Raw genomic sequence first — 15,643 nt, 5'->3', positions numbered from 1 at the left:
AGCGCGCGCCTCGATCATCACCGGTGCAGGTGACAGGCCGCGAAGTGTTCGCTGTCGCCGTCTCCGGACTCAAGTTCGTACGCCGGTCGCTCCTGCGCGCAGATACTCCGCTCGGCGAAGGACTTGAGCAATAGGTCGGTCGCCTCGGTCCAGCGCTCGGGTTTATCGTCGTCATCGCCGCCCGCGTTCCGGTCGCTGGCGATGAGTTCGATCGCTTCCTCAATGATTGACCCTGCCTCGCCCCGCGGCGGGTCGCCGTCGAAGAACTCGGTCTCGATCCGGGCGGCCGGCATCGGTTCGAATGTCCGTCGCTTGACCGCTCGCATGAACGCCCGTGTCTGTGCCCACTCCTCGTCGGTCCAGTTGTACGCGTCCGGGGCGATCAGGCGCGGGCACCGCGTCCGGAACCGACAGCCCGAGGGTGGATCGACCGGACTCGGAACCTCTCCCTCGAGCACGCCGCGCGAGCCGCCCTCCCGCGGGTCGGGGACGGGAATCGACTCGAGCAGGGCGCGCGTGTATGGGTGCTGTGGGTTCTCGAACAGTTCCTCTTTCTCCGCTAACTCGACGATGTGACCGAGGTACATCACCGCCACGCGATCGCTGATGTGACGGATCACCGAGAGGTCGTGAGCGATGAAGAGATAGGTGAGGCCGAACTCGTCTTGGAGTCGTTCCATCGTGTTCAGCACCTGCGCCTGAATGGAGACGTCGAGCGCGGAGACTGGTTCGTCACAGACGACGAAATCAGGATCGACCGACAACGCCCGCGCGAGGTTGATCCGCTGGCGCTGCCCGCCGGAGAAGGCGTGGGGATGGCGGTTGTAGTGGCGCGGATCGAGCCCTACCTTCTCGAGGAGGTCCTTCGCCCGCGCTTCTCGACCCTCGTCGTCGAGTATCCCATGGGCCTGCATCGGCTCCTCGATGATCTGGCCGACCTTCATCCGCGGATCGAGCGACGACTGAGGGTCCTGAAAGATCATCTGCATGTCCGAACGCGTCTGTCGCAGGGCCTCGCCGCCGAGATCAGCCAGGTTCTCCCCTTTGAAGTAGATATCACCCTCCGTCGGCTCGAGCAGGCGCAGGACCGTCCGCCCGAGCGTACTCTTGCCGCAGCCGGACTCGCCGACGAGCCCGAGCGTCTCGCCGGGCTGAATCTCGAGGGAAACGTCGTCGACCGCCTTCACGGTCTCCCGGTCGACGCTGATCGGCGGAAACTGGCTCGAATCGAACTGTACACTCGCCAGTAGTCCCGACTCCTGATCGAAGTACTTCGTGACGCCCTCGAGCTCGAGCAGCGGTCCCGCTCGGTCGTATTCGCTGTCCTCGTCCAGTCGAATGCCGCTACTCATGGCCCTCACCTCCACTCTCGTCGCCGGTCGGATTCGGTACGAGTCCGGAATCGGGGCCATCAATCCGCTGGCTGCGTTCGTCTCCTACCGCTCCCTCGAGCGGCGGGCTGTCCTCGTAGCCGACGTCGAAGACGTCGTGTTTCACGCAGGCCGCCCGATGGGGCTCGCCGTCGGCGTTGGCGACCACCTTCGCTTCGGGATGGACCCGCTTACACACCTCCCGCGCGTCGGGACAGCGCGGATGGAACCGGCAGCCCGGCGGCGGATCGATCGCTTCGGGCATCACGCCCTCGATCGCCTCGAGGTCGGTGACGGTCCGGTCGGGACGGGGAATCGAGTTCAGCAGGGCATTCGTGTAGGGGTGCTTGGTGTCGTAGAACAACTCGTCCACCGGCGCTTGTTCGACGATCTCGCCGAGGTACATAACGTTCACCCGGTCGCAAATCTCGGCGACGACGCCGAGGTCATGGGTGACCCAGATAAAGCTCGTCCCGTACTTCGCCTGCAGCTCGTCGACGAGATCGAGGATCTGCCCCTCGACGGTGACGTCCAGGGCCGTCGTCGGCTCGTCGGCGATAATGAGGCTCGGCTCGCAGGCGAGCGCCATTGCGATGAGCACGCGCTGGCGCATCCCGCCGGAGAACTGGTGGGGGTACTCCTCGTAGCGCTCCTCAGGGTCGGGAATGCCCACCTCTCGGAGCATGTCGATCGCTTCCGCTTTGGCCTCGTCTTCGGACAGCCCGCGGTTGAGTTCAATGAACTCCCGCAGTTGGCCGCCGACCGTGAAGACAGGGTTGAGCGACTCCATCGGATCCTGAAAGATCACCGCGATCTCGTTGCCCCGGATCCGGGTCCGTATCTCCTCGTTCGAGAGCATGTCGTCGCGCTCCCGGAGCTGGCCGTCGGGCCCCTCCTCGAGGCCGAAGATCGTCTCGCCCTTGTAGGTAATCTCGCCGCCGACGATCTCGCCAGGGCTCTCGACGAGCCGCAATAGGCTCATCGAGGCGACCGATTTGCCGGCACCGCTCTCGCCGACGAGGCCGACGATCTCGCCCTCGCGGACCTCGAAGGAGATGCCGTCGACTGCGCGCACTGTGCCTGCCTCGGTGAAGAACTGCGTCTTGAGGTTCTCGACGCGGAGTAGTGGTTCGGAGTTCATGGTTAGTCGTCGATTCGTGGGTCGAGGGCGTCCTGCAGGCCGTCGCCGAACAGGTTGAAGCCCATGATGGTGATCATGATCGCGATGCCCGGCCAGATCGAGAGCCAGACGTTCGAGTGCATGTAGCCGTGGGCGATGTTGAGCATCTGGCCCCAGTCGGGAGTCGGCGGCTGTGCGCCATAGCCTAAAAAGGAGAGCCCGGCGACGATGAGGATCGTCACACCGATCTGGAGCGTCGCGTACACCAGCACCGGCGCGAAGCTGTTGGGCACGACGTGTCGCATGATGATGTTCCGATCCTTGACGCCGGCCGCTCGCGCCGCTTCGATGTAGTCCATTTCGCGGACACTTAGGACCCGACTCCGGATGATGCGGGCGAAGACAGGGACGAACGCGATGCCGACGCCGAGTACCGCGTACCAGATGTTTGCCCCGCCGACGAAGACGGTGAAGACGATGATGAGGATCAGTGGCGGGATCGCGTACACCGTCTCGACCATCCGCATCAGGATGTCGTCCACCCGACCGCCGTAGTAGCCGGCGACGGCACCGACGATCGTTCCGCCGGCGAGCCCGATGAACGTCGAGACGATCCCGACGAACACCGACACCTGCGTCCCGTAGACGATCCTCGTGAAGTAGTCCCGCCCCGTGTGGTCAGTCCCCAGCGGATGCTCGAGCGTGCCGCCCGCCGGCAGCGGGTTCCACGACTGCTCGGCCAGCGGGAAGTACGGCGGCATGTGCTGTGTGCCTTCGCCCGGCGGGGGAATGTGCGTGGGATGATCGAATATCGGCAACAGCCTCGCGAACGTGTAATCCGACGCGCGGCCGAACGTGAGCGTCGAGAGATTGCTGTCCACGACGGCATAGATCGCGACGAACAGCACGACGGTCACGACGTACAGCCCCCAGCGGGCCGTCGTATCGCGTTTGATTCGCGCGACGGTGTATCGCCAGCCGACGCGGGCCTCGACCTCTTCCTCTTCGGCCGCCGATTCCGTCCCGCTCTCGAGTTGTGATTCGCCAACTGCCATGATTACTCCCTCTCACCGTAGGTGACTCGCGGGTCGACGTACGCGTATGAAATGTCGGTAATGACGACGCCCACGACGAACAACGCACCGAGAATCATCGTGACGCCCATGACCAGTTGGTAGTCGTTCTGCTGGATCGCCTCGACGAACAACTGCCCCATCCCGTTGATGTTGAACACCGTCTCGACCAGCACCGCGCCGCCAATCGCCGTCGACAGGTTGAGGCCGACGATCGTGATGATCGGCAGCTGAGCCACCTGGAAGGCGTGCTTTCGCAGGATCGTCCGCTCTGGCACGCCGTACGCGCGGGCCAGTTTGACGTACTCGCCCTGCAGCGACTCTATCATCTGCGTGCGCTCGACGCGCATAATCGTCGCCATCTGTAAGGTCCCCAGCGCAATCATCGGCAACAGCAGGTGTCTGGCTGACTCGTAGTAGAGCTCGAGGTGACTGTCGATCCCCGGATAGGACTCGGGCGGTCGCCACGGGTAGTAGAGCCCGCTCGAGGGCAACCAGCCGAGCTTGACGGCGAAGATCAGGATCAGGACGATCCCGATCCAGAACGATGGGGTACTGACGCCGACGAGTGCCGCGATCCGCGAGGCGTGATCGGTCGGTTCGTTGCGTCGGTCGGCAGCCACGATGCCGAGCGGAATCGCCGTCACCAGCGCGAACGCGTATGCTGACAGGACTAGCAGGAGCGTCGGCCCAATCCGGTCCATCATCAGGGCGGTGACCGGCCGCTGATAGTGGATACTCCGGCCGAGATCTCCCTGTAGCAGACCTGCCATGTAGGTCACGTATCGCTCGTGGAGCGGTCTATCGAGGCCGTATCGCCGTTCGATCGCTCTGACCAGTTCCTCGCTGTGTTCCTGTCCCTGGAGCATGAGGCTGACCGGATCGCCCGGGCCCAGATTGGCGAGCAGGAACGTGATGACGGAGATCCCGATCAGGACGGGGATCGCCTGCAAGAGCCGGTATATGGTGTATTTGAGCAGTTTCATTGGTTCGCAAATCGGTCCGTTCGCTCGTCGGTATCGGACTGCGTCGGCGTCGCGACGACCGGATCGACGGGCGATCTCCGCTCCCGCCGACCGCGGTCAGGCACCGTCGGTTCCGCCGACTTACTCCATCGATACGTTCGTGTGGTCCGCGATGAGGTCCGGGTTCCTCGTGACCTCCGGGTGGGCCTGGAGGTCCTGGACGTAGTCCCGCGAGGCCATCGTGTTGTCCTGCGTGAACGCGGGCAGCGCGGGCAGCTGGTTGACGATTTCCCGGATGACAGGTTCGTAGAGGTCGTATCGCTCCTGCTGGTCTGCCGAGTTACGCCCGTCGGCGATCGCCTGATGGAAGCCGTCGCTGCCGCCGTAGTAGTGGCCCTGGTTCGTCCCCGCCTGGCTCTCGTGGAACAGCGAGTAGAGGTAGAAATCGGGATCGGGGCCGCCGGTCCAGCCCAGCAGGTACATCTGGTAGTCGTCGGCGCTCCCGCTGGTATAGGTATCGACCAGCGTCGCGAAGTCGAGCACCTGCACGTCGGCTCCGTAGCCGATCTCGTCGAGCCGGGTCGCGATCCGTTCTGCCAGTTGCGCGCGGATCCCCTCCGGCGTGATAATCGTCGGCGTAAAGCCGTCCGGCGCGTGTTCGTCGAGCAGCGACTGGGCCTGGTCGGGATCGTACGACGGCAACATTTCCTGATACTCGTCTTGGGGAAACTCCCAGACCTCATTGACGACCGGCGGAATCGGGCTGTACATCGGCGAGGTCACGTTCGCCGCGTTGGACTCGATGAAGTCCTGCATCGAGAACGAGTGGGCGATGGCCCGTCGCACCTCGGGGTTCGTCGTCGGCCCCTCGTTACAGTTGAAGGCCATGTACATGAACGTCGGACTCTCCGCCGAGTGGAGAGTCACACCGCCCTCGTTCTCGAGGACGTCCCAGTCGTCGTTCGGAATGCCCGCGATGGCGTCGGTGTTCTCCGCTCGGATGTCCGAGACCCGCCCCGCCTCGTCGTCGTGGGCGACGAAGCGGACCTGCTCGAGGTTCGGCTCGAGGTCATCCCAGTAGTCGTCCCACCGTTCGATCTCGACGTACTCGTTCTCCTGGAGGCCGGCAAATGTGAACGGCCCGGAGCCGATCGGATCCCTGTTAAACGCCTCGCGGTCCTCGGTCCGAACCGACTCGGGGACAACCGTCACGCCCATCGTCTGGAGTTCGAACGGGCCGTAGGGATCTTCTCCGAGGTCGACCTGCAACTGGTAGTCGTCGATGACCTCGGTGCTCTCGATCATATTGTACTCCGAGGCGTTCTCCGTCTCCTCCTCGACGGGTGCGGTAAACGAGTGGGCGACGTCCGAGGCGGTCACATCGTCGCCGTTGTGGAACTCCGCGGCCTCCTCGATTTCGAAGATGTACCGGGTGCCGTCGCGCTCGACGGTCGGCTCGCCCGTCGCGAGATTCGGCTGGAGCTCGAGGCCCTCGTCGAACTCGTAGAGCCCGTCGAAGACGTGTTGAATGATCTGGAAACTGTACGCGTCGTTCGAGACGACGGGGTCGAACTGCTCTTCGCGCGACTGTTCCTGCGTGAAGTGAAACTGCTCCCCGTTACCGCCACCACCACCACCGATGCACCCTGCGATAACTGCCGCCGAGACGGCGGCCCCCGAACCGAGAAGTCGCCGTCGCGTCGTTGACTGATTCGGCACCATCTTGGTAGGTGATATCAACCCACCTATTTTGGTATCTACAGGGTAAGATATGCAAATCAGCCGTTACTGACGGATAATACACTAGTACCGGATCGAATGGGTCCAATTCTTGTACACTGATGCGGTTCATTGCACATCGCTGCCGACTTTTTCCACGTGCGAAACGTATATCATATATTTCACGATAGAATACAGGTTTCTCTACATATACGTTACTGCGGCTCCCGGCCGTTGGATAGTTGCGAGCGGGGAGTCCACGCCCACGTTCGAGGCCGGTCGCCGTCCGTGCGACGCGACCGGTGGGCTTTTTCTGCCGGCCAACACAGTAGACCAGTATGAACTATCGAGCCGTCGAAACCACGGGTGAGTACGTCGCCCGCCTCGAGACCGGTGCCGACTGGCGGGCCGAGATCGAGTCGCTCGCGGACGACGTCGAGGCCGACGCCGCTTGGTTCACCGCGCTCGGCGCGGTCCAGGACGCCGAACTGTGGTTCTACGATCAGGATGAGTGTGAATACTACCCAATCGAGTTCGATGAACCGCTCGAGGTCGCCGGCTGTACCGGGAATGTCTCCTGGCTAGACGACGAACGGTTCGCCCACACGCACGCGGTCCTCTCGGACGACGAGGGAACCACCTACGCCGGCCACCTGAACGAGGCGACGGTCTGGGCCGGTGAGGTCCATATGCGCGTCTTCGAGGAGCCCCTCGAGCGCGAGTACGACGAGACCACCGAGCTGGACCTCTGGCTCTGACATGCGCACGGAAGACGAAGCATATTTTCAGGGGCTCGAGGACCAGCTCGACGAGGCCCTCGCGGTCGCCGAGCGGGCCAAACAACGGGGCGGTGACCCCGAGCCCGAGGTCGAGATTCCGGTCGCCAAGGACATGGCCGACCGCGTCGAGAACATCCTCGGGATCGACGGCGTCGCCGAACGGGTCCGCGAACTCGAGGGCCAGATGTCCCGCGAGGAGGCGGCCCTCGAGCTCGCGGAAGACTTCGCGGAGGGACGCGTCGGCGACTACGAGACGAAAGCGGGCAAGGTTGAGGGGGCAGTCCGTACCGCGGTCGCCCTACTGACCGAAGGCGTCGTCGCCGCCCCCATCGAGGGGATCGACAAAGTCGAAATCCTCGAGAACGATGACGGCACGGAGTTCGTCAACGTCTACTACGCAGGCCCGATTCGCTCCGCGGGCGGGACGGCACAGGCGCTCTCGGTGCTCGTCGCCGACTACACACGCGCACTCGTGGGCATCGAACAGTTCACTGCCCGCGAGGAGGAGGTCGAACGCTACGCCGAGGAGATCGCCCTCTACGACAAGGAAACCGGACTGCAGTATACCCCGAAGGCAAAGGAGGCAAAATTCATCGCCAAACACCTCCCGATCATGTTAGACGGGGAGGCCACCGGTGACGAGGAGGTCTCCGGATTCCGGGATCTCGAGCGAGTCGACACGAACAGCGCCCGGGGTGGGATGTGTCTCGTCCTCGGCGAGGGAATCGCGCTGAAGGCCCCGAAGATCCAGCGGTACACCCGCAACTTGGACGAGGTCGACTGGCCGTGGCTGCAGGACCTCATCGACGGCAACTACTACGATGACGACGGAGACGCTGCCGGCGATGACGATTCCGACGGCGAGGCTGACGACGATGCGACTGCCGAGGCCGATGCAGACGAAACGGCGGCAGACGACGAACCCGACGGCGACGAAGCGGACGGCCCGCCCCGCGTCGAGACCTCCGAGAAGTACCTCCGGGACCTGATCGCCGGCCGGCCGGTCTTCTCTCACCCCTGTTCGAAGGGGGGCTTCCGACTGCGCTACGGCCGCGCGCGCAACCACGGCTTCGCGACCGCCGGCGTCCACCCCGCCGCGATGCACCTCGTCGACGACTTCCTCGCGACGGGTACCCAGATCAAGACCGAACGCCCCGGAAAGGCCGCCGGCGTCGTCCCCGTCGACTCCCTCGAGGGGCCGACGGTCAAACTCGCGAATGGCGACGTCCGCCGGATCGACGACCCCGAGGACGCCCTCGAGATCAGAAACGGCGTCGAGGCCATCCTCGATCTCGGTGAATACCTGGTCAACTACGGCGAGTTCGTCGAGAACAACCACCCGCTCGCGCCAGCTTCCTACACCTACGAGTGGTGGGTCCAGGATCTCGAGGCTGCGGGCGTAGACGTCCAGGCGCTCGAGGACGACCCCCGTATCGATCTCGAGTTTCCCGACACCGAGGAAGCCCTGGAGTGGGCCATGGAGTACGACGCGCCGCTCCATCCCGAGTACACCTATCTCTGGCACGACATCGCCGTCGACCAGTTCCGGACGCTGGCCGCGGCAGTCGCGGACGGCCACGTCGACGGCGACGTCGAGAGCGACGACAGCGTGCTCGTCCTCGAGTACGACGAACCGGTCCGTGACGCCCTCGAGACGATCGTCCTCGAGCACCGCCAGCGCGCGGACGAGGACCACATCGAGATTGACGACTGGCGACCGCTCGTCCGGACGCTCGGCTGTGAGCCCCGACGAACCGCCGCCGACGGGGCCGCGCTCAAGCCCGAGGCACGGGACGGGGAGCAGGCGACGACCGTCGAACTCGAGCGCACGTGGTCCGACGACGATCTCACCGAACGCGCCCGGACATGGGGCCATGAGGTCGATGGCGACAACGCCATCGAGGCGGTCAACGAGGTCGCGCCGTTTCAGGTGCGCGAGCGAGCGCCGACCCGGATCGGTAACCGAATGGGCCGTCCCGAAAAATCGGAGAGCCGCGACCTGAGCCCGTCCGTTCACACGCTGTTCCCGATCGGCGAAGCCGGCGGCGCACAGCGCAACGTCGCCGACGCCGCCAAACACGCCGAGACGATGTCGGACACGCCCGGCGTCGTCGAACTGCAGGTCGGTCGCCAGCGCTGTGAGTCCTGTGGCACGGAGACGTTCAAGAACCGCTGCCCCGACTGTAACACCCGCACGATACCGGACTACCGCTGTCCCGACTGTGACGAGCGTCTCGAGCCCGACGAGGCCGGCCGCGTCGAGTGCGATCACTGCGAGCGCGAGGGCACCTGCGTCGAGCCCCGCGAAATCGACGTCAACGAGGAGTTTCGGAACGCCCTCGAGTCGGTCGGCGAACGCGAGAACGCCTTCGAGATCCTGAAAGGCGTCAAGGGACTCTCCTCGCAGAACAAGGTCCCCGAACCGATCGAGAAAGGAATCCTGCGCGCGAAACACGATGTCTCCTCGTTCAAGGACGGCACCGTCCGCTACGACATGACCGACCTGCCGGTCACGTCCGTCCGCGCGACCGAACTCGATATCGACGTCGGTCAGCTCCAGGCGCTGGGCTACGAGGAGGACATTCACGGCGAACCGCTCACCCACGAGGACCAACTGGTCGAGCTCCGCGTCCAGGATATCGTTCTCTCGAACGGCGCGGCCGAGCACATGCTCCAGACCGCCGACTTCATCGATGACCTCTTGGAGCAGTACTACGGCCTCGAGCCCTACTACGAGTTCGAGGACCGCCAGGAACTTGTCGGCGAACTCGTCTTCGGGATGGCGCCCCACACCTCCGCAGCAACTGTCGGCAGAGTGATTGGTTTCACGAGCGCGGCGGTCGGATACGCTCATCCGTACTTTCACGCCGCGAAACGCCGAAATTGCGATGGCGACGAAGACTGCGTAATGCTCCTTCTTGACGGATTGCTTAACTTTAGTAAATCGTTCTTGCCGGATCAACGAGGCGGGAAGATGGACGCCCCGCTCGTCATGTCCTCCCGCATCGATCCCTCCGAGATCGACGACGAGGCCCACAACATGGACGTCGTCACGCAGTATCCCCGCGACTTCTATCTCGCGACCCGCGAGCAGGCCGACCCCGGTGAGGTCGACGTCGAGATCGCCGAGGACACGCTGGGTACCGATACGGAGTACACCGGCTTCGAACACACGCACGACACCACCGACATCGCCATGGGTCCCGATCTCTCCGCCTACAAGACGCTCGGCTCGATGATGGACAAGATGGACGCCCAACTCGAGCTCTCGCGCAAACTCGCGGCCGTCGACGAGACGGACGTGGCCGAGCGGGTCATCGAGTACCACTTCCTGCCGGACCTGATCGGGAACCTCCGAGCGTTTTCGCGGCAGGAGACTCGTTGTCTCGACTGCGGCGAGAAGTTCCGACGAATGCCCCTGACCGGCGATTGCCGAGAATGCGGCGGCCGCGTCAACCTCACCGTCCACAAGGGGTCGGTCAACAAGTACATGCAGACCGCGATCCAGGTCGCCGACGAGTACGACTGTCGAGACTACACGAAACAGCGCTTAGAAGTACTCGAGCGGTCGCTCGAGAGCGTTTTCGAAAATGACAAGAACAAGCAAAGTGGGATTGAAGACTTCATGTAAGCCGAAATTTTGCTCTGTCGTTCGAGAGAGCTTCGCTCTCTCGTGATGACGAGACGCCGAAGGCGTCTCGAACCACGGTCTATCGCGCTGGCGGCATCGCCGCCAGCGCGATGTCCCTCGGCAAAATCTTCAAAAGAGCGCGCAGCGCTCTTTTGGACTGGGCGATTCCGGAGGAATCGCTTGCAGTCGGGCGGCAGCGCCGCCCGACGACCTCGCGGAGCTTCGCTCCGCTCAGTTACGATCAAAAGCACTCCTCCTTCCGTTCCGGGACGCAGAACGCCCCCTCCACGTCAGTCGTCGGCCCGCTCGCGGTCGGAATTGGGTAGCGGCCTGCCCTCCCCCGGGTCGCACGGCTCTTGCGTTGCTCGAGCCGTGCTCCCGGCCGAATACAGAATGAGACGAACGAAACGGAACTAGTCGCCGCTGACGCGAGTCACGCCGGGCATTCCTTCCTTGGTGTACTGCGGTGTCGGTGAATACCGGGGGTCCGGGAGCCAGTTTCGGAGGCTTTCGTTGAACCGCTCGGGGCGCTCTCGAGGCGTCCAGTGGCCGCAGTCGTCGACGAGGTCTAGTTCGGCATCCGGAATCAGATCCGCCGCTCGCTTTGACCACTCGACGGGGACGAGGGGGTCTTCCCGGCCGTGGATCAGCAGCGTCGGTACGGACAGGGACTCGAGATCGTCGACGAAGTTCGTCGCGACGCGGCCGTTGAAGGAGAGTTCGTTGTTCTGGAACTCCTCGAATGCCTGTATCGACCCGGGTTCCATCAGTTTCCGTCTGATGTCGTCGACGAAGCGATCGGGCAACCCACCGGCGTCCGCGACGAGACCATCGAGGACCATGCGGACGCTCTGGGTGGAGGTACTGGCCGCGATTTTTCCGAACTCGGTTGCGCCGGGAACCTGTGACAGGACCTTCCACTGGAGTGCATTCGGCAGTTTATTGCCGAGTCCGTAACTGTCGACGAGCGCCAGTTGCTCGACGCGGTCGGGATTGTCCAGTGCGTAGCCGAGCGCGACGCCACCGCCCATCGAGATGCCGGCCAGCGAGACGCGCTCGAAGGGAAGCGTCTCGAGGAACCCTTCGAGGACGTCGACGTAGGTCTCGATAGTGTGATCGACATCGCCCGTACTGTTCCCGTATCCGGGCCAGTCGAGCGCGTAGACGCGATAGTCGTCCGCGAGGGCGTTGATCGCGTGTCGCCACGAGACGGTCGCGTCGTCGAGCCCCGCGCCGTGACAGAGGACGATCGGTGGCCCGCTCGTTCCAGCACGCCGGTAGGCGATTCGACAGTCGCTGATGGTAGCGACACCGGTCCCGCTCATGATCGAATCACGTCACAGAGAGGAGTGGCCGAAGCCGTATTAGCAGTCGGGTTTCGTCCGATGGCCACGTCGGTCGGACGCAATGATGGGCTTCTGCCCGTCGATCGTACCGGTTTCCCATTTCCTGCCACCGTGACACTGACCGATGGCTTCCCCGGTCCGCATGGCTCGAGCAACCCTATCTCGGCCGGAAAGACACCATCAGGAGAATCAGATATGAGAAAAGATATCATATCACACGCCTCTATCCTAGGAGCGTATATTGGTTTCTATTACCGTATTGTATTCTGGCATGGCGTGTCTCATCGTGTACCCACGACGCTCCCATGTCATATCGGACGCCTCACGGTCTCGAGGGGCCACTCGCACAATGCGCGCTGTGACTTTATCGCCGTCGCCGGTGTGAATACGGCTATGGTCGAAACTGGCGAAACACCGGCGAAGGAAGGCGAAGAAGAGGCCATTGAGGCGGTGGAGAACCTCCATTTCGGGCAGACGGTCTACGACGAAGACGGCAACCAACTCGGTCGCATTCGGGGCTTCGAGCAGAGCGGGTTCTTCGTCACTACCCGTGAGGGAGCCGAGGGGATGAGCGTCGAACACGCCCGTTCGGGCCACGAGTTCGGTGAGGCACACCTGATGTGGCGGTGCATGGAGTGTGGCGAGATGGGTGAGATTAACGAAGGACTTCCCGACGAGTGTCCGAACTGCAACACCGAACGGGAGGACCTGATGTACTGGACCGAGGATTGATCCATCGCCGATGCCGCTCGAGAAATCGCCGGCGATCTCCTGTTTCTATATAGCACGTGAGGATTTATCCCGATTCGCGGCGTAGGTCCATGTTGGTGTCTACCATGGAAAAAGAACGACCGCGACTGGGGTTCGGGACAACGGTTTACACCGAGGACGGGACGAAAATCGGCCGAGTTCGCGGGGTCGACGAGAACGGGCTCTACATCACGCTTCGGGACGGAATCGAGGGGATGAGCGTTGAACACGTCCGCTCGGGGCAGGCGTTCGGCGAGGCTGAACTGATGTGGCGCTGCTGGGAGTGTGGCGAGTTGGGGCGACTCGATCGCGACATCCCCGACGCCTGCCCCGCCTGCGGTGCTGATCGAGAAGACCTGTATTACTGGACGGAAGACTGAACCCGACCGTCCAAACGACGGGGTAAGCGTCGCCGGACGAAAACCGTTTTCACCCCGCTCGTTTCACCTCGAGCCATGGATATCGTCGTCTTCGGTGCCGGCAGCCTCGGCAGTCTCGTCGGCGGGTTGCTCGCCCGCGAGCACGACGTCACGCTCGTCGCTCGCGAGGCCCATGCCCGCGCCGTCCGCGAGTCGGGGCTGCGTCTCGAGGGGGCGGTAACGGGCTCTCCCACCCGCGTGTTTCCGGCGGCGACGACCGACGGAACCGGACTCAAGGCCGATCTGGCCGTCGTGACGGTCAAATCCTTCGACACCGCGTCGGCGGCCGACCGGCTCACGACGGGATCGTTTGACGGCGTTCTCTCGCTCCAGAACGGCATGGGAAATGAAGCGACGCTCGCGGCACGACTCGAGGCCCCGGTGCTCGCCGGGACGGCGACCTATGGGGCAATCTTGCAGGATTCAGGCGTCGTCGAATGCACCGGCATCGGCGAGGTCGTCCTGGGGGCTCGAGGGGGCGGACCGTCGGAGCTTGCAGCCCGGATCGGCAAGGCATTCGCGACTGCCGGTCTCGAGATCACCGTCGTCGAGGACATGCCTCGTCGCCTGTGGGAGAAGCTCGCGGTCAACGCCGGCATCAACCCGGTCACGGCCCTGTCCGCGACGGAAAACGGGGCTGTGTTCGAGGAACCGGCCGACGCCCTTTCGCGCGCGGCCGTCCGGGAGACTGCCCGCGTCGCTCGGGCCTGCGACGTCTCCCTCTCGAACCGCGAGGCGTTAGCCGCGATGGCGGCGGTTGCCGAGGCGACGGCCGCGAATACGTCTTCGATGCGCCAGGATATCCTGGCCGAACGCCGCACCGAGATCGACGCGATCAATGGCTACGTCGTCGATCGAGCGGCCGAAACTGGACTCGAGGTGCCGATAAACCGGACGCTGACCGCGCTGATCAGAACGTGGGAACGCGGCCAGGGCCTGCGGTGAGTCGCGGCCGTCTCACTTCGGTTTCGATCGTTCTCGTCCGCCCGTCTGACCCAATTCCACCGAGAACAGCGCGGCCGCTATGCGATCGAAAATAGCAAAAACATCGAGTCGGATCCGTGTGGGACGACCGACGGATTAGAACGGTGCTTCCGGTCCTTCGTCGACTTCGCCGCCGTCGTCATCGTCGACGGTCTCGCCGGGGAAGGACGGACTCATGCCGTCTACCTCCTCTTCACCGCCGTCCATGCCGGTGGAGGCGTTGACTTTCTCGATTTCGGGAATCTCCTTGACCATCCGGCTCTTGATCGCCTGGATCGTCATCGGCGAGATCCCACAGCCACTGCACGCGCCACCGAGGGCGATACTGACTTCGCCGCTCTCGCGATCGATGTCCTGAATTGCTGCGCTGCCACCGTGCATCTGAATCTGCGGGAAGTTCCGTCGCAGGAAGTTCGTCACGCGGTCCTCGAGGTCGTCCCCGTCATTCTGGGTCTCGGTGCTCATAGAAATCCATTGGGTATCAGCCCCCCTAAACCTTCCGTCCTCCATGTTCGCCTGCCGGCGTCGGTGGCGGTTAGACGCGCTAGTTGAACCCGAAGACCCGCTGCAGCTCGGTCTCGATTTCCTCGACGTGAGCCGCTAAGATTTCCTCGAATCGCTCTTCCTCGACGAGCACACCCGAAAGTCGGCCGTACGGATCGTCGGGGAGTTCGATACGGAACTCGCCGTCGCCCTCGTAGAAGGGCTCGCTCTCGTTGAGTACCTGCTGGTCGATCGCGTGGACGAGTTCGGAGTCGTAGCGGTCGTTCATCCGGTTGAACGCGTTCTTGTACGCCTGCTGGAGTTCGGGGAAGTAGTTAGCGTACTTGTCCTCGAACTTCTCGGAATCGAAGTCGGCCATATCCTAGTCCAGCGCTACCGGAGACAAAAGTCGGACGATCGACCTCGCGTCGCGGGCACGCTCCGTTCTCGGTCGATCGGACCGGCTCATACTGATACCGATGATCGACCACTGACCGGAAAACAAACCAGTTCGTTGACGTAGTAGGGGCTTCCTATATAGGAGCACGCGCTCGCAAGCGGAACGGACACTCCCGTTCTCGGCGATACCGATGTACATGGCTGTTGATCAGGTCCCCATCCCCCGGGAGGCGCTCCCCCCGAGATGGGGGCTCGCCGAACTCTGTGACGATCGGTTCACCTATCGGCACAGCTGTCCCCCGATCGAACTGATCGCGGAGACCACCATCGCCGATCGATCACATCCCGGCCTGGGAATTTGTCGGTGCTGGGAGCTTCGCTACCGGTACTTCCTCAACGACCGGGCGATCACCGAGTCGATCGGCCGCGTCTCGACCCAGCGAGCTGCTGTCGACGGGTTGCTCGAGTGTATGCATCGCATTCACGACACCGTCTCGGCGGCCGACGACGCGCTCGCGGTCGGCGAGGTCCTCGATAGCGTCTCACTCTCTGATCTCGTGCCCAATGGCCTGCCCGCGTCCTCGGAGTAGCGCTGTCCGAGCTCC

Annotated in this window: 14 protein-coding genes; 6 read left to right on the top strand and 8 right to left on the bottom strand. The window is 63.5% G+C overall.

Annotated elements, in window-relative coordinates:
- Positions 1-17: 17 nt before the first annotated feature.
- From K6I40_RS18815 to K6I40_RS18795, 5 genes are all read right to left on the bottom strand, one after another.
- Entirely contained in the window at positions 18-1,352 is a 1,335-nt protein-coding gene (locus K6I40_RS18815; RefSeq protein WP_222915372.1) for an oligopeptide/dipeptide ABC transporter ATP-binding protein, read from the bottom strand.
- On the bottom strand, positions 1,345-2,511 hold the full coding sequence (locus K6I40_RS18810; RefSeq protein ID WP_222915370.1) for an ABC transporter ATP-binding protein: 1,167 nt from the start codon (positions 2,509-2,511) through the stop codon (positions 1,345-1,347). The genes K6I40_RS18815 and K6I40_RS18810 overlap by 8 nt, the downstream gene beginning before the upstream one ends.
- A 2-nt stretch (positions 2,512-2,513) precedes the next feature.
- Complete coding sequence (locus tag K6I40_RS18805; RefSeq protein ID WP_222915368.1) at positions 2,514-3,545, bottom strand: ABC transporter permease; 1,032 nt, start codon at positions 3,543-3,545, stop codon at positions 2,514-2,516.
- A gap of 2 nt (positions 3,546-3,547) precedes the next feature.
- Positions 3,548-4,549: an ABC transporter permease gene (locus tag K6I40_RS18800; RefSeq protein ID WP_222915366.1), complete on the bottom strand. Its 1,002-nt coding sequence runs from the start codon at positions 4,547-4,549 to the stop codon at positions 3,548-3,550.
- Positions 4,550-4,669: 120 nt separating this feature from the next.
- On the bottom strand, positions 4,670-6,250 hold the full coding sequence (locus tag K6I40_RS18795; protein WP_222915364.1) for an ABC transporter substrate-binding protein: 1,581 nt from the start codon (positions 6,248-6,250) through the stop codon (positions 4,670-4,672).
- A 335-nt stretch (positions 6,251-6,585) separates the two neighbouring features.
- Here K6I40_RS18795 and K6I40_RS18790 point away from each other — a divergent pair, with 335 nt between their 5' ends.
- Positions 6,586-7,005 carry a PPC domain-containing DNA-binding protein gene (locus tag K6I40_RS18790; RefSeq protein ID WP_222915362.1) on the top strand — a complete coding sequence of 140 codons (420 nt, stop codon included), beginning with the start codon at positions 6,586-6,588 and terminating at the stop codon, positions 7,003-7,005.
- A 1-nt stretch (position 7,006) separates the two neighbouring features.
- The gene (locus tag K6I40_RS18785) at positions 7,007-10,657 is read left to right on the top strand and encodes a DNA polymerase II large subunit (protein WP_222915360.1); all 3,651 of its coding nucleotides are present in this window, start codon (positions 7,007-7,009) and stop codon (positions 10,655-10,657) included.
- 413 nt (positions 10,658-11,070) lie between these two features.
- Here the strand turns inward: K6I40_RS18785 and K6I40_RS18780 are convergent, their stop codons facing one another.
- The gene (locus K6I40_RS18780) at positions 11,071-11,982 is read right to left on the bottom strand and encodes an alpha/beta hydrolase (RefSeq protein WP_222915358.1); all 912 of its coding nucleotides are present in this window, start codon (positions 11,980-11,982) and stop codon (positions 11,071-11,073) included.
- Between the two features lie 414 nt (positions 11,983-12,396).
- Here K6I40_RS18780 and K6I40_RS18775 point away from each other — a divergent pair, with 414 nt between their 5' ends.
- From K6I40_RS18775 to K6I40_RS18765, 3 genes are all read left to right on the top strand, one after another.
- Complete coding sequence (locus tag K6I40_RS18775; RefSeq protein WP_222915356.1) at positions 12,397-12,735, top strand: anaerobic ribonucleoside-triphosphate reductase; 339 nt, start codon at positions 12,397-12,399, stop codon at positions 12,733-12,735.
- A gap of 104 nt (positions 12,736-12,839) precedes the next feature.
- Positions 12,840-13,133, top strand: a complete 294-nt coding sequence (locus K6I40_RS18770) for a hypothetical protein (protein WP_222920405.1) — start codon at positions 12,840-12,842, stop codon at positions 13,131-13,133.
- Positions 13,134-13,208: 75 nt separating this feature from the next.
- Positions 13,209-14,117 carry a ketopantoate reductase family protein gene (locus K6I40_RS18765; RefSeq protein WP_222915354.1) on the top strand — a complete coding sequence of 303 codons (909 nt, stop codon included), beginning with the start codon at positions 13,209-13,211 and terminating at the stop codon, positions 14,115-14,117.
- 135 nt (positions 14,118-14,252) lie between these two features.
- Here K6I40_RS18765 and K6I40_RS18760 read toward each other — a convergent pair whose 3' ends face one another.
- Both K6I40_RS18760 and K6I40_RS18755 read right to left on the bottom strand, forming a co-directional pair.
- On the bottom strand, positions 14,253-14,621 hold the full coding sequence (locus tag K6I40_RS18760) for a NifU family protein (RefSeq protein ID WP_222915352.1): 369 nt from the start codon (positions 14,619-14,621) through the stop codon (positions 14,253-14,255).
- A gap of 79 nt (positions 14,622-14,700) precedes the next feature.
- Positions 14,701-15,018 (bottom strand): DUF5783 family protein, encoded by a 318-nt coding sequence (locus K6I40_RS18755; RefSeq protein WP_222915350.1) that lies wholly within the window; start codon positions 15,016-15,018, stop codon positions 14,701-14,703.
- Between the two features lie 217 nt (positions 15,019-15,235).
- Between K6I40_RS18755 and K6I40_RS18750 the strand changes: the two genes are divergently transcribed.
- A complete protein-coding gene (locus tag K6I40_RS18750) occupies positions 15,236-15,628 on the top strand; it encodes a hypothetical protein (RefSeq protein WP_222915348.1) in 393 nt (130 codons plus the stop codon).
- Positions 15,629-15,643: the final 15 nt, after the last annotated feature.

It is taken from the genome of Natrinema sp. SYSU A 869 (genome assembly GCF_019879105.1).
Classification (GTDB): Archaea; Halobacteriota; Halobacteria; order Halobacteriales; family Natrialbaceae; genus Natrinema.
The sequence above is the reverse complement of the archived record's forward strand: the minus strand, read 5'-3'. Positions and strand labels throughout refer to the sequence as shown.

What these genes read in the sequence shown, in the direction of transcription:
- K6I40_RS18815 (WP_222915372.1), bottom strand. Translation starts at nt 1,352, where the DNA reads ATGAGTAGCGGCATTCGACTGGACGAGGACAGCGAATACGACCGAGCG.
- K6I40_RS18810 (WP_222915370.1), bottom strand. Translation starts at nt 2,511, where the DNA reads ATGAACTCCGAACCACTACTCCGCGTCGAGAACCTCAAGACGCAGTTC.
- K6I40_RS18805 (WP_222915368.1), bottom strand. Translation starts at nt 3,545, where the DNA reads ATGGCAGTTGGCGAATCACAACTCGAGAGCGGGACGGAATCGGCGGCC.
- K6I40_RS18800 (WP_222915366.1), bottom strand. Translation starts at nt 4,549, where the DNA reads ATGAAACTGCTCAAATACACCATATACCGGCTCTTGCAGGCGATCCCC.
- K6I40_RS18795 (WP_222915364.1), bottom strand. Translation starts at nt 6,250, where the DNA reads ATGGTGCCGAATCAGTCAACGACGCGACGGCGACTTCTCGGTTCGGGG.
- K6I40_RS18790 (WP_222915362.1), top strand. Translation starts at nt 6,586, where the DNA reads ATGAACTATCGAGCCGTCGAAACCACGGGTGAGTACGTCGCCCGCCTC.
- K6I40_RS18785 (WP_222915360.1), top strand. Translation starts at nt 7,007, where the DNA reads ATGCGCACGGAAGACGAAGCATATTTTCAGGGGCTCGAGGACCAGCTC.
- K6I40_RS18780 (WP_222915358.1), bottom strand. Translation starts at nt 11,982, where the DNA reads ATGAGCGGGACCGGTGTCGCTACCATCAGCGACTGTCGAATCGCCTAC.
- K6I40_RS18775 (WP_222915356.1), top strand. Translation starts at nt 12,397, where the DNA reads ATGGTCGAAACTGGCGAAACACCGGCGAAGGAAGGCGAAGAAGAGGCC.
- K6I40_RS18770 (WP_222920405.1), top strand. Translation starts at nt 12,840, where the DNA reads ATGGAAAAAGAACGACCGCGACTGGGGTTCGGGACAACGGTTTACACC.
- K6I40_RS18765 (WP_222915354.1), top strand. Translation starts at nt 13,209, where the DNA reads ATGGATATCGTCGTCTTCGGTGCCGGCAGCCTCGGCAGTCTCGTCGGC.
- K6I40_RS18760 (WP_222915352.1), bottom strand. Translation starts at nt 14,621, where the DNA reads ATGAGCACCGAGACCCAGAATGACGGGGACGACCTCGAGGACCGCGTG.
- K6I40_RS18755 (WP_222915350.1), bottom strand. Translation starts at nt 15,018, where the DNA reads ATGGCCGACTTCGATTCCGAGAAGTTCGAGGACAAGTACGCTAACTAC.
- K6I40_RS18750 (WP_222915348.1), top strand. Translation starts at nt 15,236, where the DNA reads ATGGCTGTTGATCAGGTCCCCATCCCCCGGGAGGCGCTCCCCCCGAGA.